General features: G+C 43.6%; 21 protein-coding genes. 14 read left to right on the plus strand and 7 right to left on the minus strand.

Going from position 1 to position 20,729, the window contains the following annotated elements; genetic code table 11:
- Positions 1-23: 23 nt before the first annotated feature.
- From ACHUFM_RS01110 to ACHUFM_RS01160, 11 genes are all read left to right on the plus strand, one after another.
- Entirely contained in the window at positions 24-644 is a 621-nt protein-coding gene (locus ACHUFM_RS01110) for a pyridoxamine 5'-phosphate oxidase family protein (RefSeq protein WP_394178734.1), read from the plus strand.
- Positions 645-661: 17 nt separating this feature from the next.
- Complete coding sequence (locus ACHUFM_RS01115) at positions 662-1,297, plus strand: LysE family translocator (protein ID WP_394178736.1); 636 nt, start codon at positions 662-664, stop codon at positions 1,295-1,297.
- Positions 1,298-1,305: 8 nt separating this feature from the next.
- Positions 1,306-1,656, plus strand: a complete 351-nt coding sequence (locus ACHUFM_RS01120) for a putative quinol monooxygenase (protein WP_394178738.1) — start codon at positions 1,306-1,308, stop codon at positions 1,654-1,656.
- Positions 1,657-1,708: 52 nt separating this feature from the next.
- Positions 1,709-2,194, plus strand: coding sequence for a DUF6653 family protein (locus ACHUFM_RS01125; RefSeq protein ID WP_394178740.1), 486 nt, complete (start codon positions 1,709-1,711; stop codon positions 2,192-2,194).
- 81 nt (positions 2,195-2,275) lie between these two features.
- Entirely contained in the window at positions 2,276-3,310 is a 1,035-nt protein-coding gene (gene rluF, locus ACHUFM_RS01130) for a 23S rRNA pseudouridine(2604) synthase RluF (protein WP_394178742.1), read from the plus strand.
- Positions 3,311-3,382: 72 nt separating this feature from the next.
- A complete protein-coding gene (locus ACHUFM_RS01135) occupies positions 3,383-3,982 on the plus strand; it encodes a hypothetical protein (protein WP_394178744.1) in 600 nt (199 codons plus the stop codon).
- Positions 3,983-3,993: 11 nt separating this feature from the next.
- The gene (locus tag ACHUFM_RS01140) at positions 3,994-4,992 is read left to right on the plus strand and encodes a hypothetical protein (RefSeq protein WP_394178746.1); all 999 of its coding nucleotides are present in this window, start codon (positions 3,994-3,996) and stop codon (positions 4,990-4,992) included.
- Between the two features lie 116 nt (positions 4,993-5,108).
- Positions 5,109-5,612: a DUF2867 domain-containing protein gene (locus ACHUFM_RS01145; protein ID WP_394178748.1), complete on the plus strand. Its 504-nt coding sequence runs from the start codon at positions 5,109-5,111 to the stop codon at positions 5,610-5,612.
- Positions 5,613-5,780: 168 nt separating this feature from the next.
- Positions 5,781-7,058, plus strand: a complete 1,278-nt coding sequence (locus ACHUFM_RS01150) for a PqiA/YebS family transporter subunit (protein ID WP_394178750.1) — start codon at positions 5,781-5,783, stop codon at positions 7,056-7,058.
- Complete coding sequence (pqiB, locus tag ACHUFM_RS01155) at positions 7,048-8,694, plus strand: intermembrane transport protein PqiB (RefSeq protein ID WP_394178751.1); 1,647 nt, start codon at positions 7,048-7,050, stop codon at positions 8,692-8,694. Before ACHUFM_RS01150 ends, pqiB begins: the two co-directional genes overlap by 11 nt.
- Positions 8,694-9,308: a PqiC family protein gene (locus ACHUFM_RS01160; RefSeq protein WP_394178753.1), complete on the plus strand. Its 615-nt coding sequence runs from the start codon at positions 8,694-8,696 to the stop codon at positions 9,306-9,308. Before pqiB ends, ACHUFM_RS01160 begins: the two co-directional genes overlap by 1 nt.
- Positions 9,309-9,358: 50 nt before the next feature.
- On the opposite strand, the gene ACHUFM_RS01165 is transcribed toward ACHUFM_RS01160, so the two are convergent.
- Complete coding sequence (locus ACHUFM_RS01165) at positions 9,359-10,276, minus strand: homocysteine S-methyltransferase family protein (protein ID WP_394178755.1); 918 nt, start codon at positions 10,274-10,276, stop codon at positions 9,359-9,361.
- Between the two features lie 147 nt (positions 10,277-10,423).
- On the opposite strand from ACHUFM_RS01165, the gene ACHUFM_RS01170 reads away from it, so the two are divergent.
- Positions 10,424-11,086: a hypothetical protein gene (locus ACHUFM_RS01170; protein WP_394178757.1), complete on the plus strand. Its 663-nt coding sequence runs from the start codon at positions 10,424-10,426 to the stop codon at positions 11,084-11,086.
- 45 nt (positions 11,087-11,131) lie between these two features.
- Here ACHUFM_RS01170 and ACHUFM_RS01175 read toward each other — a convergent pair whose 3' ends face one another.
- On the minus strand, positions 11,132-11,974 hold the full coding sequence (locus ACHUFM_RS01175) for an alpha/beta fold hydrolase (RefSeq protein ID WP_394178759.1): 843 nt from the start codon (positions 11,972-11,974) through the stop codon (positions 11,132-11,134).
- Positions 11,975-12,139: 165 nt separating this feature from the next.
- Entirely contained in the window at positions 12,140-13,429 is a 1,290-nt protein-coding gene (locus ACHUFM_RS01180) for a cation:proton antiporter (RefSeq protein WP_394178761.1), read from the minus strand.
- 271 nt (positions 13,430-13,700) lie between these two features.
- On the opposite strand from ACHUFM_RS01180, the gene ACHUFM_RS01185 reads away from it, so the two are divergent.
- On the plus strand, positions 13,701-14,564 hold the full coding sequence (locus ACHUFM_RS01185; protein WP_394178763.1) for an isocitrate lyase/PEP mutase family protein: 864 nt from the start codon (positions 13,701-13,703) through the stop codon (positions 14,562-14,564).
- Between the two features lie 112 nt (positions 14,565-14,676).
- On the opposite strand, the gene dapA is transcribed toward ACHUFM_RS01185, so the two are convergent.
- On the minus strand, positions 14,677-15,549 hold the full coding sequence (gene dapA, locus ACHUFM_RS01190; RefSeq protein ID WP_394178765.1) for a 4-hydroxy-tetrahydrodipicolinate synthase: 873 nt from the start codon (positions 15,547-15,549) through the stop codon (positions 14,677-14,679).
- Between the two features lie 350 nt (positions 15,550-15,899).
- Here dapA and ACHUFM_RS01195 point away from each other — a divergent pair, with 350 nt between their 5' ends.
- On the plus strand, positions 15,900-16,517 hold the full coding sequence (locus tag ACHUFM_RS01195; RefSeq protein WP_394178767.1) for a LysE family translocator: 618 nt from the start codon (positions 15,900-15,902) through the stop codon (positions 16,515-16,517).
- A gap of 89 nt (positions 16,518-16,606) precedes the next feature.
- On the opposite strand, the gene ACHUFM_RS01200 is transcribed toward ACHUFM_RS01195, so the two are convergent.
- From ACHUFM_RS01200 to ACHUFM_RS01210, 3 genes are all read right to left on the minus strand, one after another.
- A complete protein-coding gene (locus tag ACHUFM_RS01200) occupies positions 16,607-19,225 on the minus strand; it encodes a cyclic nucleotide-binding domain-containing protein (RefSeq protein ID WP_394178769.1) in 2,619 nt (872 codons plus the stop codon).
- Positions 19,226-19,251: 26 nt separating this feature from the next.
- Positions 19,252-19,860: a flavin reductase family protein gene (locus tag ACHUFM_RS01205; protein ID WP_394178771.1), complete on the minus strand. Its 609-nt coding sequence runs from the start codon at positions 19,858-19,860 to the stop codon at positions 19,252-19,254.
- Positions 19,861-20,011: 151 nt separating this feature from the next.
- Positions 20,012-20,695: a TIGR02466 family protein gene (locus tag ACHUFM_RS01210; RefSeq protein WP_394178773.1), complete on the minus strand. Its 684-nt coding sequence runs from the start codon at positions 20,693-20,695 to the stop codon at positions 20,012-20,014.
- Positions 20,696-20,729: the final 34 nt, after the last annotated feature.

Raw genomic sequence — 20,729 nt, forward strand, 5'->3', positions numbered from 1 at the left:
TCGTTAAAAAGTAGAGGGAATTTATGCAAAAGATCAAATCAATAGAGGCTTTGGAAGCGCATTATGGCGACCCCATTGAACGAGCTTTATGGAAAGAAATTACCTATTTAAATGATCATTATCGAGCGTTTATTGAAGCCTCCCCCTTTCTGATCTTAGCGACCCATGGGGAGAATGGCTTGGATTGTTCGCCACGTGGTGATCCGGCGGGATTTGTGCGAGTAGTCGATGAACATTGTCTTCAAATACCTGATCGACGAGGCAACAACCGTCTTGATTCCCTGCGTAATATTGTTCATAACCCTAAAGTAGGACTGATTTTTCTAGTGCCGAATGTGGGGGAGACCATTCGTGTTAGTGGTACCGCGCAAATTTTGGTGGATCAGGCTCTTTGTGAGTCTTTTTCTGTGCAAGGCAAGGCAGCGAGTTCAGTCATTTCTATTCAAGTTGAAAAAGCTTTTTTTCAATGCCAAAAAGCCATTGCGCGATCTGGGTTATGGTTGACAGAGCATTATGTTGAGCGCTCTGATTTGCCCAGTGTAGGGGAGATGGTAAAGGTTTTTGCGGAGATGAATAACAAAGAATTCAGTGCGGAAGAGTATGATAAAAATTTTCCTGAGCACCTTAAGAAAACAATTTATTGATATATTGAGGGCAAGCCATGATAGATATATTTTCTTTATTAACCATCGGCTTCGCGTTTTTTGTGGTGGCGGTTTCCCCAGGCCCTGCAACGCTATCAAATGCCACCATTGCCATGAGCGAAGGGCGTAAAGTGGCACTGGTGTATGGTTTGGGTTTGTCGTCTGGTATGTTCTTATGGGGGCTGGTGGCGGTCAGTGGGATGGGGGCCATTCTGCAAAGCTCTGTGTATGTTCTGATGGTGTTGAAAGTGTTAGGCGGATTGTATTTATTACGCTTGGCGTATGTGTCTTTTAAGGCCTCTTTAGCTGTTGAAAACCAACAAAATTTGGCGCATATGCAAGCCACTAGTTATCGCAAGTGGTTTATGCGCGGCTTTATATTGAACTCTTCCAATCCAAAAACTGTGGTGGCTTGGATGGCGGCCTTGTCTATGGGCATGCAGGGGCATAACGATCTGATGTCACTGACGTTGGCGTTGTTGACTTGCATGTTGGTAGGGTATTTGGTCAACATTCTGTATTCGCTGGTGTTTTCGATTCAAGGTATTATGGGAACGTATCAAAAGTGTCGTCGCTGGGTAGAGCGTGCAACGGCTAGCATGTTTGCTTTGGCGGGGTTAGGTTTACTTAAATCCGCTCTAAATAGAAGTTAAGGAAAGGTATGTCTAAGAAAGTCTATTGTATCGCACAGTTTTTGCCCAAACCTGGTCAGGAGAAAGCTTTGTTTAAGGTTTTGCAGTCTCTTGAACCGAATACTTTGCGTGAGGATGGTTGTATTGCGTATCGAGTGACTCGACACATGATCAGCCCGTTTGCTGAAGGTAAGAGTTTTCCGATTGCCTTTAATGAAATTTGGCAGGACATGGCAAGCTTTGAAGCTCATTGTCAGCGTAAGGAAATCAGTGACTTTTTTGCCACTTATTGTCAGGCAGAGGATGGCTTAGCGGCCGATTGGAATGTGTGTATTTATACGGATGAGCCAGAGGATTTTGATGCCCCCGTATTGGACTAAGGGTCAATAAAAATTGAGTGTTTAGCGTTTGAAGGCAAATGGCGAGGTATTTATGGACATGGTTAAATGGGCTGAAAAACTCATGTCCATGGATGAACAAAGTTGGAGTAGGCACGCTAACCCTTGGAGTGTTTATTCGCGTTTTTCCTTTATGCCACTGTTGAGTTTGGCCATTTGGTCGAGAGAATGGGTAGGTTATTATTGCCTTGTTTTTATCCTACTCTGTGTGCTTTGGGTCTGGCTAAACCCACGGCTATTTTCGCCTCCGAAAGATCATAATAATTGGGCCTCCAAAGGTACGTTCGGTGAGCGGCTATATTTAGATCGAGCAAACCAGTCTCTCCCTGCCCATCATTTGGTTATGGCAAAAGCCTTACAGTGGGGGGCTGCGATTGGCCTAGTTTTCTTTATTTACGGCTTATGGGTGCTAGACATTTGGGTTGTCATACTCGGAAATGTTTGGGTGATGGTTTTTAAAGCTTGGTTTGTTGATCGTATGGTGTGGTTATACCAAGACGTAAAGGCGAATAAGCAATAGATTCGCCTTATTTCAGTGTCACTTAAGTGTATAATAGTCCGCTCCGATAAGTTACCCCCAAGAATGACAGCGATTTTTTTTATGTTCAATTCCTCAATTCGATTAAATAAATACATCAGTGATAGCGGTATGTGCTCGCGTCGTGAGGCAGACCGCTTTATTGAGCAGGGCAACGTGTTTATCAATGGTAAACGTGCCAAGGTTGGGGATCAGGTTGCTCCAGGTGACACGGTGCGTGTGAACGGTCAAGTGATTGAGCCACAAGATGCCGAAGATTTTGTCTTTATTGTATTGAATAAACCGGTGGGTATTGTCAGTACTACAGAGAGCAGTGAACGCAATAACATTGTCGACTTTGTTAGTCACGGCGTGCGCATTTTTCCTATTGGTCGTTTGGACAAAGACTCACAAGGGTTAATCTTTCTGACCAATAATGGCGATTTGGTCAATAAGGTATTACGAGCCGGTAATAACCATGAGAAAGAATATTTGGTAACGGTGAATAAGCCTATTACCGAGAGCTTTATTTCTGGCTTGGCTGGGGGAGTGCCTATCTTAGGGACCATGACCAAAAAATGCCCTGTGGTTAAAGTGGCTCCAAATGTGTTTAACATCACCCTTGTTCAGGGGCTAAATCGACAAATTCGTCGTATGTGTGAGCACTTTGGCTATGAAGTGACTAAGCTCGAACGTACTCGCATTATGAACGTCAATTTAAAGGGCTTGCCTGTCGGTGAGTGGCGAGATTTAACGCAAAAAGAGCTGTCTGTTTTATTGAAAGCCATAGAGTCGTCCTCTTCTGAAGCCAATCCATCGACTAAGCGTTCTCGTCCAAGCAATAAAAAAAGCACCAGCAGTCATGCGGCTAAGAAAAACTTAGCCAAAATGCCTTATGCGTCAAAGCCAAATACCAAACACTCTCGCGGAGAAGAAAAAAAACCGGGCGCTTCTTCGGGTAAAAATAAGGATAAGCGACCCTTTGGTGGTCCTAATAAGCCCATTAAAGGACGTAAGCCAACGGGAAATAAATCGCAGGTGAATAAACCACAAGGAAAAGCGATTTCTAGCGGTAAACCAACGGGTAAACGCCCAGTGCGTAGCAAAGGAACTCGTTAGCTACTATGTTCTTTTTAGGCTGATTAATTTGCTTAGATAGAAAGGATTGTCAATTTAGGGAGTGGATGCATTATGGAGTGGAACATAAAGTTTGTGTTTAGCGGTATGGCGATCGTGTTGACTTTAGTGGCCTTTTTACCCTACTTACTGTCGATTATTCGAGGCCAAACTCGACCCCATGTGTTTACTTGGGTGATCTGGGGGCTGACCACTTTGATTGTTTTTTTTGCTCAGTATGAGGCTGGAGCTGGTTGGGGCGCTTGGCCGATTGGCATATCTGGGGGAATGACGATTTTGGTGGCCTTGGCAGCTTACTGTAAACGGGCTGATGTCAGTATTCATCCTGTTGATTGGGTGTTTTTTTTAGCGGCTTTATCTTCTCTGCCATTTTGGTATGTTATGTCAGATCCCATGTGGGCGGTGATTTTATTAACCACCGTTGATATGCTAGGTTTTGGTCCAACGTTACGCAAAGCCTACACCTTTCCTGATCAGGAAAATGCGACGTTTTTTGTTTTATTTATTCTACGCAATACCCTTGTATTATTGGCTTTAGAAGAATATTCAATCGCCACGGCTTTGTTTCCCTTTGCTGTGAATATAGGGTGCTTTGCATTACTCTTTTTGGTTGTATTTCGACGCTATCAGCTTCGTACCTTCCTTAAACAATAAGGACAGTTAATATGTATACAGATGAAGATCTTGATTCTGCGGTTAAACAGGGTGTTTTGTCGCCGCAATCCGTGATGTCATTTCGCGAATTTATTGCGAGCTCCCGAAAAACCTCTGTGGTTGATGAGGAAAACTTTCGCTTAGTGGGCGGGTTTAACGATATTTTTGTGGTGATTGCCTGCGCATTATTGCTCTTCTCATCCTTGTGGGTTTTACAGTTGGTCAATCCAATTGTGGCTCATTTGGTGTTTGTTATCCTCGCTTGGTGGCTAGGAGACATCTTTATTTCGAAACGTAAAATGGCTTTGCCTGCGATTTTCCTCCTGCTCAGTTTTGTGGGGGGAAGTTTTATGTTGAGCCAGGCCATTTTTGCAGGTCAGCTGTTCGCTGAAGTTATTTCTACATCAGTATCGTTGGTTGCGGCTTACGGACACTGGCGACGTTTTAACGTGCCGATGACCATCGCGGTGGCAACCGCAGCAGGTATGGCCATAGTGGCTTCGGCCATTATGGCTTTTCTCCCTGAAAATGGTTTGATAGTGATGTCGACTTTGTTTGTTTTTGGGGTGTTGTGTTTTGCCTTTGCCATGTATTGGGACGCTCAGGATACTCAACGTATTACTCGGAAATCGGATGTGGCGTTTTGGTTGCATATGTTGTCAGCGCCTTTAATTATTCACCCTGTTTTTTCGACATTGGGGATTCTTGACGGCAATGAGAGCCTTCTTAATATGGTGTTTATTGTGCTCTTGTATCTGCTCATGACATTGATTTCTATCACGGTAGACCGTCGCGCGTTTATGGTGTCTTCTTTGTTTTATGTGATTTATGCGTTGCAGGCGTTGTTTGCTAGCTTCGGCAATGTGGCGGACAGCATTGCTATGACGGGCGTGGTCATGGGAAGTATATTGCTCTTGTTGTCGGTTTATTGGCAAACGTCTCGACGTTTTATTGTGTCTCACTTACCTTTGACGTTAAGTCAGTATCTTCCGGCCATAAAAACACAATAAATTAGGACGTATTATTACAGTTTTCTACAGGCTTACAGAGCAAAATTGGCTAGTATAATTAAATGAAAATGAGTTGAAATTTACGTATTAATCACATTGTTTTTAGGGACGAAAAAATGCTGAAGGTACCGAGTACAGCGGCAATTAACCAATTAATGGCGAACGCTTATTTTACCGATTGTTTTACTTATCACACTATGAATAAAGGGCAGTCGGCCATGCAGGTGTGGTTAGACATGGTGAATAAAACCCCTCGATGGGTAGAGCAATTAATGTGGCTTCGTAATCGAGTTGTGATCTTGTTTGGACTAAAAAATTTGGGCTTAATTGGCGATGTCATTCCAGCGAAACAAGCGTGTGATTATCTAATTGGTGATCAAGTCGGCATCTTTAAAGTCTTGTCCAGCAAAGAGCAGGAAGTGATTTTGGAAGATAAAGACAAACATTTGGATGTGAAGTTGTCTTTGTTTTTAGAACCTGAAGGCGATTTGCTTAAACTTTACGTCACGACTGTCGTGCATGTGAAGAATCGTTTCGGCAAGGTTTATATGTTCTTTGTAGCGCCCGTTCATAAAAAGATCGTGCCGGCGACCTTAGCTCGTTTAGAGTCTGTGTCATAACTTATGACCTAGGTTGATAAAGAATATGAATGAGTTCGCTATTTTTGTATATCTTAGATAGCTTGCATTGTGGGTGGGGTATCGTGTTTGATACCCCTTTTTTATCCTTTGAGCACTTTTTTCTTTTGAATACTAAGAGCAGTTACGCCATCTTTATGTTTGCCTTGTATGAGTCAAAAAATGTTTTCTGAGCAGGTCACGGTTTGTGAGCAGTGTGATCAGGTGAATCTCATGCCTGATTTGCAAAGTGGTGAGCGTCTACGCTGTACTCATTGTGATCATATTCTGGTCAGTGTTCATTCTTATGCTCCCCGGCGTATTTTGTCTTTTGGCTTGTCCTGCTTATTGATGTTGCTGTTAGCCATCAGTTTTCCTTTTTTGAGTTTTGCGACAAATGGGGTTGAAAGAAGTGTGACACTGATTGATACCCTGACGGTTTTATTAGGACAAGGTTATTTGATTTTAGGGGCCGTGATCAGTTTGGCGCTGTTTGTTTTTCCCTTGGTGTATTTGAGCTCTATCTTGTTTTTGGTATTAAGCTTCCGTCATTCAAGTGTATTCAATAAAGCGCAGCGTTACTGTGTAAGATGGTTATTGGTGGTGCAGCCTTGGTTGATGGTGGATGTGTTTTTAGTTGGTATTCTTGTGGCCTTGGTAAAGGTTAACAGCTTGGCGGACATTGAGTTAGGGCTGTCGTTTTGGGCTTTTTGTGGTTACGTATTGTTGTTATTAAAAACCGTTTCCTTAGTCGATAAACGTTGGTTGTGGCATCAAGTGGCTGGCGCAGCGATGAACCCTACTGTTGATATGGGCAATGCGCAGTCACAAGGGCTGATTGGTTGTCACTTTTGTGGTGCGGTATTGTCCGATGATCATCAGCATTGTCAACGTTGTGGGCATTCAATTTATACTCGGCGACCACGTAGCTTATCCACTACGTTGGCGTTGTTGATCGCGGCTTTGGTTATGTATATTCCTGCTAATGTGTTTCCGATCATGCAAACCACGTTTCTCGGTAACACGGAACCTTCCACCATCATGGGCGGGGTATTTCTGCTTTGGTCACTGGAATCCTATCCCGTCGCACTGGTGATTTTTGTGGCCAGTGTGGTCATTCCATTGGCGAAAATAGCGGCGTTATTTTGGTTAATCTGGCAATGTTATTTTCCTAGTCGCCATCTGACCAAACAGAAAATGAAACTGTATAGATTGACAGAATTGGTTGGTCGCTGGTCCATGATCGATGTATTTGTGGTGGCGGTTTTAACCAGCATGGTACAAATGGGGAATCTAATGGCCATTTACCCAGGCCCAGCGGTATTGTCTTTTACTTCTGTGATCATACTAACCATGTTAGCCGCCATGTCGTTTGACCCAAGATTACTGTGGGACAGAGACCGGTATGAAAATGATGTATATAACAAGGGAGCAAAGCGTGAGCGATGATCTGAATCCAGTCGAGAATATGCGCAAGGTACGTTTTAATTCAATTTGGCTGGTGCCACTGATTGCTTTGATAGTGGCCGCTTGGATGTTGTATCAAAATTGGTCTAGTCAGGGGCCTTTGATTACCTTGGTGGCTGCCAACGCAGACGGTTTAGAAGTCGGTAAAACCAAGCTCAAATCCCGTAATGTGGATGTGGGTAGGGTGATTGATATCCGCTTAAGTGATGACTATGAAAATGCCGTGATTCAGGTTCGAATGAACCAAGGTACGGATCAAATGCTTAAGCAAGATGCGCAGTTTTGGGTAGTAAAGCCACGCATAGGTAAAGAAGGGGTGAGCGGTTTAGGTACCTTGTTGTCCGGCGCTTATATAGACATGACGCCGGGGGAAAAGGGACAAATTCAAACTCGCTTTACGATTTTAGATCAGCCGCCTTTGGCCACAGAAAATGAAGGCATTCGAGTTAAGTTAGTGAGCGAAAAAGGCGCCACACTCGATGTGGGTGCGCCAGTGCATTTTCGTGGTTATGAAGTCGGCTACATCGAGAAGGTGGACTTTGATGCCAAACGAAAGGCCATCACCTATCAATTGGTCGTTCGCTCGCCTTATGACGCTTTGGTGAACTCAGCGGTGCAATTTTGGGTAACCCCAGGTGTGTCGTTTAAGAGTTCTGCCAGTGGCTTTGAGTTTAGTTTAGATTCCTTGGAAACCTTTCTCTCGGGAGGGATTTCTTTTGCTTTGCCAGATGGCAGGCCCGCAGGTGATGCTGTAGCCGATCAGTCTGAATTTCAATTGTTCGACTCGAAAGAAAGTGCTGATAACCAAGTTTATGATGAGTTCATCGAATATGTGTTTTTGTTTGATGCGAATTTGAGTGGTTTATATCCTGGCGCTGCCGTTGAGTTTCGAGGGGTTCGCATTGGTACTGTTATGGAAGTGCCTTTTAGTGGTATTTCCATGACCTCCTTATCTAAGTTGGATACACCTGTTATACCTGTGTTAGCACGCATTGAGCCGCAGCGCTTAAATACCCCAGATATGCCTGATGTGATGTCATTGTCACAATGGGACGCTATGTTAGACGATCGTATGGACAAAGGGTTACGGGCGTCTCTGGTGATTGGTAATTATTTGAACGCCGCCAAGGTCATTAGTTTAGACTTTATGGACACCCCTTCACCTATTCGCTGGCGGGAATTTGAGGGCTATGATGTGTTCCCTACGGCCCCCAATTCGCTTGCTAACATCGAGTCCAAAATTAGCTTGATGCTCGACAACCTAGCACAAGTCCCCTTGCAGAAAACCTTTAAGCAATTGGGGCATACTATGTCGGAAGTGGATACGACGTTACAGCGTTTACAACAAGTCAGTGACAGTGTCAGGAAATTGATGGATCAGTCGGAGACGCAACAAATCCCTGGTGATTTATCCGTTGCTATTAGAACCTTGAATCAAACGTTGGAAACCTATCAAGCAGACGGTTTGATTGGACAACCATTACGCCAAAATCTGGTGTCGTTAGATAGGGCGTTAAATGAGTTGCAACCTTTATTAAGGCAACTGAGAGAAAATCCGAATCGACTGATTTTTGATAGTAAACCTAAAGTAGAAATACAGCCCAGAGCGGCGCAATAATGAAAAGGTTAAAGTTGTTTATGTTAGTAAGAATGATTGTCTTGGGCTTGATTACGGGAGTATTGGTGGGCTGTGCTAGTTCGACACCACCCAGTTATGAATATCTCTTAGTCGACAGTTCAAGCGACGAAGTAAACGTCATAGCAACGGCACCAATGCAAATCCAAATGATGCCGGTCGAGGTGGCAAATTATTTGTCTGGTAACGAGATCGTATTGGTATCAAAGACGGGTGGTGTGCATCGTTCGCAAAGTCATTTGTGGGCGGAAGCTTTAGCGCCACAATTGACCCGATTAACTCAACAGCGTCTGGAGAAAACTCTGAATAACATTTCCTGGTATTCCAGACAGCGTTTACCAAGTTATGCTATTGCCCAACTAAACATCGAAGTGGATCGTTTCTATGCGGATCTGCAGGGCGGAGTGAACATTACGGGGCGCTGGCAATTGATTTCTGCGGAAGGAAAAATACTGAATACTCAAGTGTTTGATGTGACGGATTATCTTCGTTCTGACGGTTATTCAGCCTTAACTCAGACCCTCGCCAGTAACTGGATTAATCAGATTGTGGAGCCGATGGCAAAACAGATTGCCGAAGCGCTCAATACGCCTTAGTCTCTTCAAAAAAGTAGGCTAAATCACGTGATTTAGCCTACTGTACTGACTCAATATTTGTGGTTTTGAGTGTATTCTTTAATAGCAAGAATGTGCTCAGGTCCAATGCCGCAACAACCGCCAATCAAGCTTGCACCTTTGTTCTGCCATTGTTGAACCCAAGTTAGGTAGGCTGGTGGAGTAAGATCTTCACGCAATTCATCTAAACCGTCATTAGCCGTGGCATCTTTTGGCGTGGGTGGGAAGGCGTTGGCGTAAGCGCCGATCTCAATGTTATTTGCGCCCAGTTCATTCAATAGCCTTTGCGTCAATTCAATGGCTTCACCAATGATTTCTGGCTGGCTGCAATTAAATAGAATGGCATCTACACCCAGTTTTTGCATGGCTTTTACTGCGTCGACGACGGTTTCACCTGAGCGCAGCAAAGGCTCTTCCGTTTGCTCTGAATCTTCTAGAGTGAAGGATACCCAAATAGGCTTTTGGGCGGTGTCTATTTGTTCGATTAAAGCAATAACTCGGCTGGACTCGTCGATTAGGCATTGAGTTTCTAATAGCCATAGATCCGCGAACGGTGCCAGCTCTTCGATAATGGGGGTGGCAATCTCAGTAACTCGATCAGCTTGGTAAAGGTCGGCACGGTAAGAGCCAAATAAAGGTGCCACGGAAGCCGCTACTTGTACTTTATTGTCCGCTTCATCCGCAGCGTCACGAGCGAGTTTGCCAGACAAGTGAGTCAGTTCACGGACACGTTGTTTAAACACGTCTTCGCCTATGTGAAAAGGCACCAGAGAATAACTGTTGGTGGTGATTACCTGAGAACCGCTGTCAATAAAAGACTGGTGGATGGCCTTCACGATTTCAGGGGCTTCCATTAACGCGAGAGCAGACCATTCTGGCTGTTTAAAAGGGGCGCCAAGACGCGCAAGTTCACGGCCCATGCCACCATCTAGAATGGTAATGTCGGTCATAAAATAATCCTAGTCTTAAGTTGAGTATGTGGCGATTTTAGACCGATTTTATAACTTATCAATAGTTAATCTGTGATGAAATCGTGATAAGAAAAGGTTCCTTGTAATTGTTTTGAAATTAAAATTTAATAAAGAGCCAAAGGCGTTTTGAAGGAAGATAAAATGTTACCGATCTGGAAAGGACTTGGTTGGCTTGCTCCGGTCATTTTTATTGCCGCCTTTGTGGATGTTCAAATGCTCGTGGATGGCGTGATGGGGGAGGATTTTTACCAACAAAATCGTTGGGTGAAAATATTTTCTTTAGTTGCTATTGCTTTGTTCGTTGGTGTCATTGGTTTGTGGCTTAATGTGCGAGATCGAATATGGCGGGTGCATTCGGAAACGGGTAAGAAAACACGGCCTCCAGCCCATACCTTTTTGTTTCTTCCTATTGAAGTCTGGGCGGTTATCGTACCTTGTGTGTTTCTGGCGAACGATTATTTTCAGCAAGAACAAGAAAGCAAGACATTGAGGTATCTAGAAACACCACGGGTGAATGATGTTTATTTTGTCGACTTTTCAAAGATTTTTCAGAATGAAGATCCGATATACAAGTACGGTACAATGATGGTTATTACTGTAGAGGATAATCAAGTTCTTCTCAAAAGTAGCTCCCATGCTTACGATGGCAAACGAGGGCTGCGCAAAGACCTTAAGCTGGGAGAGATCAAAGACGCATCTTATTATAATAATCAAGTCACTCAAATGAGTATTAGAGAGTTACTTAGCTATTACAAAGAAGATACTTTATTTGCCGTTTATCGAGAGTGACAATCGTATCTCCGCTTGTTAAAAAAATCGACCTCAGAACGAAGGTTATTGTGCCGCTAGAAAGTGTTTTATGCTGTCCATGACATTTGCTGGATTGGTCATGTGTAGACAGTGTCCTTTGCTTTCTATGATGTCTAATTGGTTATCGGGGATTTCGTTTGCCATGAATTCTGCGACGTTTAAGTTCACTAATAAGTCGTCTGAACACTGTAAGATTAAGCTGGGGCGATTGATGTGTTTTAACAGATGGCGGTTGTCAGAGTAAAAACAGGCTTTGGCAAAGGGTAAAGAAAAGGTCACATCCATTGCACAGAAACTGTTCAGAAGTTCCCAAACCATTGATTCTTGATCGTCTACTTGAGAGGCATCATCAGGTAACTCACTGCCCATAACAATTGGTGCGAGATATTGTCCCCAACCTAGATAATCTTGACTCATCAGATCAATTAACCCTTCTAGATCTTGCCTATCAAAACCGCCTGAATAGCTGTCATCTATGTTGATAAAGCAAGGGGATGGGCACACCATAATGTGATGGGAAATCAAATCAGGACGTTGTTGATTAATAATCCAGCCAATGGTTGCACTGATTGAGTGGCCAACAAAAATGCAATCTTGAAGGTCAAAGGCATCGCAAATTTCAATGATGTCCTGAGCATAACCATCTAGGCAATGGTAACGGTCTTCTCGGTACGCTTGACAGTCAGATGAGCCACAACCAACATAATCAAATAAAACGATTTTGTAGTGCGGTATTAACTGGGGGAGAAGAAAGCGCCACATGGTTTGATTACAGCCAAAACCATGAGCAAGTATCATCGTTTTTTGACCTTCTCCTAGAGTTTTAACATTATTACGTTTACTTATCTCAGCTTGATCAAGAGTCATTTTATGGTTCCTCGACACAGCGTAAGATCCTTCTTAGTCATAAATAGTTGTTGTTGAGTACCATCCTAATATAGCGTTAATCTAATACACTTAACCAGTCATATCAGAGACTTATTACTTATTTAGTGTCATAAAAAAGACCTTACGGTCTTTTTTATTTAGGCATTAGTCGTCGGCTTTGTGTTGTGCTGCTTCAATACTTCTTTGAATCAAAGGTGAAATGGTTAAGCCTTGTACAATGATGGAGAAGATAACTACCACATAGGTAATGATGACGATTAAGTCATGTAAATCAAATCCTTCGATCATGATTTTTTCTGATGGTATTGCCGCCGCCATAGCTAGAGCAAGACCACCGCGAAGTCCACCCCAAGTTAGAATTTTAACGGAGTGCTTATCGTAGTGACGGAAGCGTTTAAAGATTAAATAAGGGCTGCCAACACTGATAAAGCGCGCCAGCAACACTACAGGGATCATGACTAAACCAAGCCCAATGACTTCCCAAGAGAACGGCATGGTGACGATGAGCATGCCGATAATGAGGAAAAGCAGCGCGTTTAAAAAGCTGTCTGTCGCGTGCCAGAAGTCTTTCACATAGCGGGTACCATCTGGACCACGACGTTTAATGGCTTTTTGGCGTGTAATGTTACCTAATAAAATACCGCTGGTGACCATCGCCAGTGCGCCTGAAATTTCCCAAATATTTGCTAAGGCAAATCCAGCCGATGGAATGGTTAAGGTGACCAGTAAGCGAATATTAATGTCTTTACAATTGATGATGACAAAGTGGCCAACAACAGCGATGACCAAGCCAAACACAATGCCACCAATCGCATCGACTAGAAAGAGTTCTGCAACATCCACGAAATGCGCTTCCGTACCGTAGAAGGCGACTGAAAAAATGGTAGTAAAGATGACTAAGCCAACCCCATCATTAAACAATGATTCTCCTTCGACTTGAATGGAAATGCCTTGGGGCGCACTCATTTGTTTGATGATGGCAAGTACCGCAATCGGGTCTGTTGGACTGATTAGTGCACCGAACAATAAGCAATAAATCAAAGGGACAGGGAAGCCCAATAGACCAAAAATATAAAAACTTAGGTAACCAACAATCAAGGTTGAAACCAAGGTTGAAAAGAGTACCAGAATGGTGATTTCCCAGCGTTGTTTGCGAAGTGCTGTTAGATCAATTTCTAATGCGCCCGCAAAGAGAAGGAAACCTAACATGCCTTTGAGGAGCAGTTGATTAAAATCTATTCCTGCCACCACTTGAGTAATAAACAAGGCTGTTTGATCGCCAAGCATTTTTACTGCAAGGATCAAAAGTAGTGAAATAACCACTGAGCCAGTTGTGATGGCAATAGTGGTTTGCATTTTTAAGACATATTGGTTCGTAAAAGCGATAAAAACCGCTAAAGCCGAAAGAAAACAAATGAGATACCAAGCGTTCATTTGAGAACCTTATTTTTATCAATAGTTTTGAAGACAAGAATAGATGCATAGAGGAATGCTAGGCTGGCTATGTTAGCCCTTGGGGTCTGTTGTGTCACGGAAATCACAGATTAAAAATTGATCTTAATCTAATTAAGTGCGGATTAAGGCAAAAATGTAGTAATTTACTTTCAAAACTTAACCAAATGGTTGGTTAGAGGTGAAGCGAAATCATAAGCTCTGTATAATGCAGCGCAATATCACTTTGTGACCGTTTTTAGGAGTAACTCTAATGGCAACACCTTCGCAGCATGATTTGCGTAATGATTTTCGTAAGCTACTACAAAGTGGCAAATGTTATTACACGGCTTCCACTTTTGATCCTATGTCTGCACGTATTGCTGAAGACTTAGGTTTTGAAGTGGGCATCTTAGGTGGTTCGGTTGCCTCGTTACAAGTATTGGCAGCGCCGGATTTTGCTTTGATTACGTTGAGTGAATTTACTGAGCAAGCTACGCGCATTGGTCGTGTGGCACGTTTGCCTATTATTGCGGATGCTGATCATGGTTATGGTAATGCATTGAACGTGATTCGCACTGTTGTTGAATTGGAACGTGCTGGTGTGGCGGCGTTGACTATTGAAGATACACTGTTGCCTGCGAAATACGGTCATAAATCAACAGATTTGATCCCTGTAGAAGAAGCCGTGGGCAAATTGAAAGCGGCATTAGACGCACGAATTGACCCTGCTATGAGCATCATTGCACGGACTAATGCTGGTCAGCTAACCACAGAGCAAACCATTGAGCGAGTGAAGGCTTATCAAGCGGTTGGTGTGGATGGCATCTGTATGGTGGGTATTCGTGACTTTGCTCACCTAGAAGAAATCACTCAGCACATTGATATTCCTGTCATGCTGGTGGCTTACGGAAACCCCGAATTGGCAGACAGAGATCGTCTTGCGGCCAATGGGGTGCGCATTGTGGTGAATGGACACGCCGCCTATTTCGCCGCGATCAAAGCCACTTATGACTGTCTTCGTGAGCAACGTGGCATTGCGGAAGGTAAATTGAATGCTTCTGAGCTTTCCACTCGTTATTCAACATTGGACGAAAATCGCGTCTGGGCCAATAAATACATGGATGTTCAAGAGTAATTGACCTGCCGTTAGTTGTAACAGTTAACGGCTCTGAGATATGAAAAAGCCTGCAAAATTTGCAGGCTTTTGCGTTTCTGGCCGCTGATTTCATTGAGCGTACTTGGCGAGCTTAAATTAAGTTAATCGCTTCCATGGCTGCTTTTATTGTGGCTTTAGTGCTGTCTTGTAACGCAACAATAGGTAGACGGCACTCTTCCGTACACAAACCAAGCAAAGACATAGCGTATTTTGGGCCCGCTGGGTTTGGTTCAATGAATAATGCACTGTGTAATGCGAACAGTTTGTCTTGTAATTGCGCCGCTTCGACAAATTGACCTTGGCGACATAAAGCGTGCAGTTCTGCTACTAATTTAGGAGCAATGTTTGAGGTGACCGAAATGCAGCCATTACCACCGCCAATATTGTACGCCACACTGGTGACATCATCGCCGCTTAAGTAATTGAAGGTTTTGTTGATCAGAGCACGTTCACGAATTGGACGAGTTAGATCGCCAGTGGCATCTTTCACGCCGATGATTCTAGGCAGTTCTGCTAATTTAGCCATGGTGTCTACATCCAGCCCGACGATCGAACGTGGTGGAATGTTGTAGAGAATAATGGGCAATTGGCTGTTGTCATGAACGTATTTGAAATGCTCGTATAGCCCAGCTTGATTCGGACGGTTGTAGTAACCTGCCACATGAAGTGTTGCATCCGCACCAGCTTGATAGGCATAGTCAGAGTAAGTGACGGCCTCCACTGGGTTGTTAGAACCTGCGCCAGCTAAGACGGGAACCGCTTTATTGGCTTCTTGTACGGTGATTTCAATAACACGCTTGTGTTCATGCTCGCTTAACGTAGGGGACTCACCTGTGGTACCCACTGGCACTAAGCCATTGATACCTTGGTCTATTTGCCAACGAACAATTTTTCGTAACGCTTCTTCGTCTAATTGACCATCACGAAATGGGGTAATTAAAGCCGTAATTGCACCGTGAAACATGTTTTTGCCTCGTTTGTGCCGGTTGGCATTCTTGCTGAGAGTATTTGCTGCTTGAGCGAAGGGAGATACCGTCAGCGGGAATGCTGCCGGGTAATAATGAAATCTTAAATACGCACGTCAGCATCGCAAAGCTTGTAGGCTTTACGTTTATCGCCGTTGTGTTTATTCAAGACAGTTAAGTTCATAAGATAGATTAGATCGCTTTGTAAAAAGTCATTTTATCCTGACGTTTTTTGAGAAAAAGGTCAATACGATTTTTTAGTTTTTGAATTCAAAATGAACGTCGTTTTTTCACCATGGCTTGGTTAGAATACCGCTTTAAAATAACAATCGATGTAAAAGGTGTAGAAATGGATTTAGCCAGTTGGTTATCTTTGGTGGTGATTTGTGTCATGGGCGCTTTATCACCAGGCCCGAGTTTGGCTGTTATTCTCCGTATTTCGGTGTCTCAATCTGCTTGGCACGGCGCATTGGCCGCGATTACTCATGGCTTAGGCATTGGCTTTTGGGCCTTTTTAACCTTACAGGGGTTGGCGGTGTTGATGCAGCGCTATCAAGAAGTATTCTCTGTGTTAACGGTTTTAGGGGGATTGTACCTTGCTTGGTTGGGAATCAAGGCTTGGCGTTACGCTGGTATGTCGAGTGATGACACTATTGAGCCTGCATCTTCGTCTTATTTTGGCGCCGCCCGGGATGGCTTATTGATTGCCTTAATGAATCCGAAAGCCGCACTGTTTTTCCTCGCGTTATTTAGCCAAGTGATTCCTCATGAAATGACCGGCATGATCAAATTCCAACTTTGGTCTACTGTGGTGTTTATTGACAGTATTTGGTATGTGATTGTGGCGTTGTTATTGGCTGGAGGGCCTGTGCTGGCATGGTTAAAGCGTCATATTATCTGGGTTGACCGTGGCATGGGCAGTCTATTGATTTTGTTGGGTGTGAAAGTGGTATCGGGGATTTTTTAAGCGACTGTTAGGTGATGCCTGTGCCGTTAAGGTAGAATAAACGCTCAGTTCATCCACAGATGACTGAGCGTTTTACTAAGTAGAAAAGGTTATTTACTCTGGAAAATAAAGTCCGCACTCTCTAGTAGTTTTTTGCTCCATAGCTCATAAGCTTTTGGTGCCAGATGCAGACGATCCCCTTCGAATAAGTTTTCTCTTATCTGATTTTTCTTATCCAGCAAAGTAGAAAACAAATCAACGTATTGAGTATTTGGACGGGTTTGCGCTAAACGCTCAATTTGTCGGTTGGTTTGTTCAATCACATCACGCATTTTTTCACGAGTTGGACTGCATTTTATACTAATCAGTGTCACTGGAATGCCCGCCAGATAGTGATCGACTTTTTGTAACAGCTCGATATAGAGCTCAACCACTCGGTTGCTGTCACAATGGTTGCCGATGTCGTTGTCGCCAGCGTAGATCACCAATGAACGAGGCTTGTGAGGCAACACAATACGTTCAAAGTAATAGACGCAGGCTTCTAAGGTTGCTCCCCCAAAACCGAGGTTAATGCCGTCTTTGTCACGAAATTGTTCTTCAAATTCATGCCATAAACGCATAGTAGAGGAGCCATAGAAAGCCACTGGCTGTTCTTTATACTCTTGATGAGAAAGGTGGAATTCCAGCTGACGAACGTCGGACTCAAATTCCACATCAATTTGATTCAAGCTCATAACATTGGAGCGGTAGCCGCTTTTTGCACTGAAAATTGGGTACTGTCGGATTTCCTGTGATAACTCAATCGCTTCGTTAACATAGCCTTTGTATTCTTGTTGATACTCGACTAAGAACGCATTTAATGCTGCTTTGTCGGTATAATCTACTCGGCTCGACAGTTTGAACGCCGGTTTGATGACCACAGTATAAATATTGTGGTCGGCACGTTTATCAAAGTTTGCTACGGCAATAGGGACGATCCAAGGTTCCTCTTCTCCCATGGAACCCGCAATTTCAAACGCATGAGGCAAGAAGGCGCCAGGTGAATGTTGGGTATTAAAGCTTTGTCCTTCTGGTGAAATCATCAATGGGAAATTTTGTTTTAATGTGCTTTGAGACGCTTGAATAAAGTCATCGTATTCTGGTGTCTCGCGGCGTAAACCTTCCCAGCTGCTGATAAAGATATTGCCGAATTTTTCATAGAAGTCATCTCGCCAAAACTCGCTGTCCTTACTACGGCGAACCACGCGTTGACCTGAAATACCGTACTCATTGTCAATGACCATGGAACCAATGAACTGAGCGTCCATAGAAAAACGGAAGCCATTTGGTAGTCGGTTGGTTGGGGAGCCAAGTAAATGATTGTAGATGAAAATAGAACCGGCTTTTTTCGGTAGATTTTCCAGGCCTTTAATCACGTAAGGAACTTGCTGGAAAGCTTGTTTAAAATACTCTGTGCCGAAACGTCTGGCGTCCAGAGCTGGGGTGTCCTTAGGTAAGCTGTTGATGCCGTCATAGGCTGTTTGCAACTGGCGATAGAAGGCATTCTCTCGTTGTAAGTCTTTTAAAATGTCCAAACACATACCGGAGATGGTTCTTTCTAAGACACTGCCAAAATGCAGGCATTTGTACATGATGCCAAATGCTTCGTCTGTGGTAATGGCACTTTTTAACAGTTCACTGACTTTGTAAAGCGGTGAACTGACCGGTAAGAGTGCGGCATTTTGTTCAATAACATTACTAACCGCGAGCACTTCATCGTTGGCAATCTGTGATAAATAACGCATTCGAGCGGCGAGCAAATGAGCACCAACGAGCCAGATCAAACGATACATGTATTTCACTGAGAATTTTTCGTTCTCTTTGAACAGGGTCATTAAATCATCTTGTTTGATGTATAAAACACTGCTGTCTCTTGAGGAAATAATGGAAGTACGATTTTTCAATTGCGCATTCGGCGTTGACCAAGCTAATACGGTGCCCGCTCTGGAAATAGAGCGAGTGGTAATGATGTCACCAGAATCCGTTTGATAACTGACTACCACCTTACCCTTGATCAAAAAGTAGAGGCCATCCGATGGTTGATCTTGCTGGCACAAGATATCCCCTTGGTGAGCGAGCAATATAGTGGATTTTTTAGCCAAGGCATGAATGTCGGCTTGAGTGAAAGTGTCACAAAATGGTGCGTAGTTCAGCAGGCTAATTGCGTCTTTTAGGGCATGAGTTTGTGTTTCCGCCTGAACCAACGGACGGGTTTCTTCAAACGCGAGGGACTCATTGGAAAAGAAGGGACGAGTCTGGTTTTGAATATTGGTTAATACCGGTAACGATTCTTGATAGACAAATTGCAAGAAGGCATTAGCAAACCCTAGGTTGCTGTCTAAAAGCGTTTGTAATTTGACTAGAGGCCACACCAAGAGTTTAGAGGACTTAGTCGCCGTAAAAGTGGTGGCGTATCGAGATGGATGACGAAAGGCCGACCAGCCAATAGGCGATAGATGTTGGCTGATGGTGCCGACGTTATAGGATTTTCCTGAGTCTTGTAAGGGCACAGAAATGGCCACTTCACCTGATAATAGAAAATAAATATTTTGCCCAATTTCAAACTGTTTGGCTAACACCTCACCGGCCTTTAAGCTTCTGATATTGGCCAAGTCTACAAGAGATGAATGCAGTTCCGGGGGTAAATCGGCCATGAATGGAAAAGCACTTAATTGTTTTGTCACGTCCATTATTATTACCTCTAATCAGTATTGCCCTAATCAGGACGTTTAATCGTCATTGTCTCGCCTAACAAGGCATAATCATTGCCACCCAGTCTTGCGAGTGGGTTGAGTGATTGACTATTCACATAGGTACGGTCGCCTTTTTGCTGAATTAGTTCATCCTCAACGTGTAGATTTTGAATTTCCAGATACACAGCTTCAAAATGAGTTCCTGCTAAGCTATGAACATCAAATAGACGACAATGAAAAGCCACTTTTGCGGCTTTTATACGGGGTAAATTCGGTGCAAACTCAGTCAGTTCTAAACCTGTTTTGGATACCTCAGACTCACCGTAAATCAGGTTGGCTGCGCTGTCATTGACTTGGTTTACGAGTTCGCCACTGGGAATATGCAAAACACATTCCTTTTCGCGGAGTAAATTTCGTTTGGTATCTTTTAAGGTTTCTGGGTTTTTGTTGCCAATGGAGACAACCAATAAAGCCGGATCAGAAGAAAGAGAAGTGAAATACGAAAATGGGGCGAGGTTAAAAGAGCTGTCTTCATTCTTGGTCATGATCCAAGCAATGGGTCTGGGTATCACAGTTTGGGTGATCAGGTGGTAACGTTCCGTGCCACTAAGTTGATCAAACGGATAATGCATAACGCTCCCCAAGATGGTGAATGGTATTTTGTTAAATTACTACAAAACCCCATTGCTTGTGAATCGTTGCATAAAAACTTAACAAAAATCTTTATGGCTTTCCCCGTCAAATGTTGGTTGCTTGATGAGGAAAGTGGATGAGGAAGGAGAGTTAATACAATTCAATAATACTGTTAAACGCGATGACGACTCGATCTTTGTCACCAAAGTACGGTAAGGCGGAATGTTTTAAGTAAGAAGGGAACAATACAATCTGGCCTTCTACTGGCGTGAAATCCCAAACGCCATGTTGACCTAAATACGCGGTACCAGGGTCCGCATAATGTTCGGCATTAATACGAGGGTCGTAAAAACGATTTACACCACCCACGTTCGACTGAGCTGCGTCACCTGGGTCGAGGTAATAGATACCACACCAAGAACAGTTAGGGTGTGAATGGGCATCATGGTAGCCGCCTTTGCTCGTTACGTGATACCAGGATTCAATGATATGAGCATCCGCTTGCGCATCTTCAGGCCAATGGGCTTGGTTTAAGCCACTTGCCACCTCTAATATTAACTCTTCTAGTTGACGCTTTGTTTCCATCAAGGTGGCATCTTGTTGATCAAGGAAATCCAATTGACTTTCGTGCAACGCGTGTTTCGCAGAAGGCGCCACTAAGCTATCGATGGCGGTCTGTTGCTGTGCTTTTTGCTGATAAATCAGTGCCATCAAGTCATCTTTCAGAAATTCATGATCTGGCATTTGCGTAACAAACAGCGGCGTTGTCCAGACATCCAGTTGTTCGATACTGTGTTCAGCGATGGATTCTATTGAAAAGTCGGTGGAATTCATTGGGTCGTGTCTTATGCAAAGGTGAATGCTGGGC

The organism is Marinomonas posidonica, from assembly GCF_043643765.1.
In the GTDB taxonomy this organism is placed as follows: Bacteria; Pseudomonadota; Gammaproteobacteria; order Pseudomonadales; family Marinomonadaceae; genus Marinomonas; species Marinomonas posidonica_A.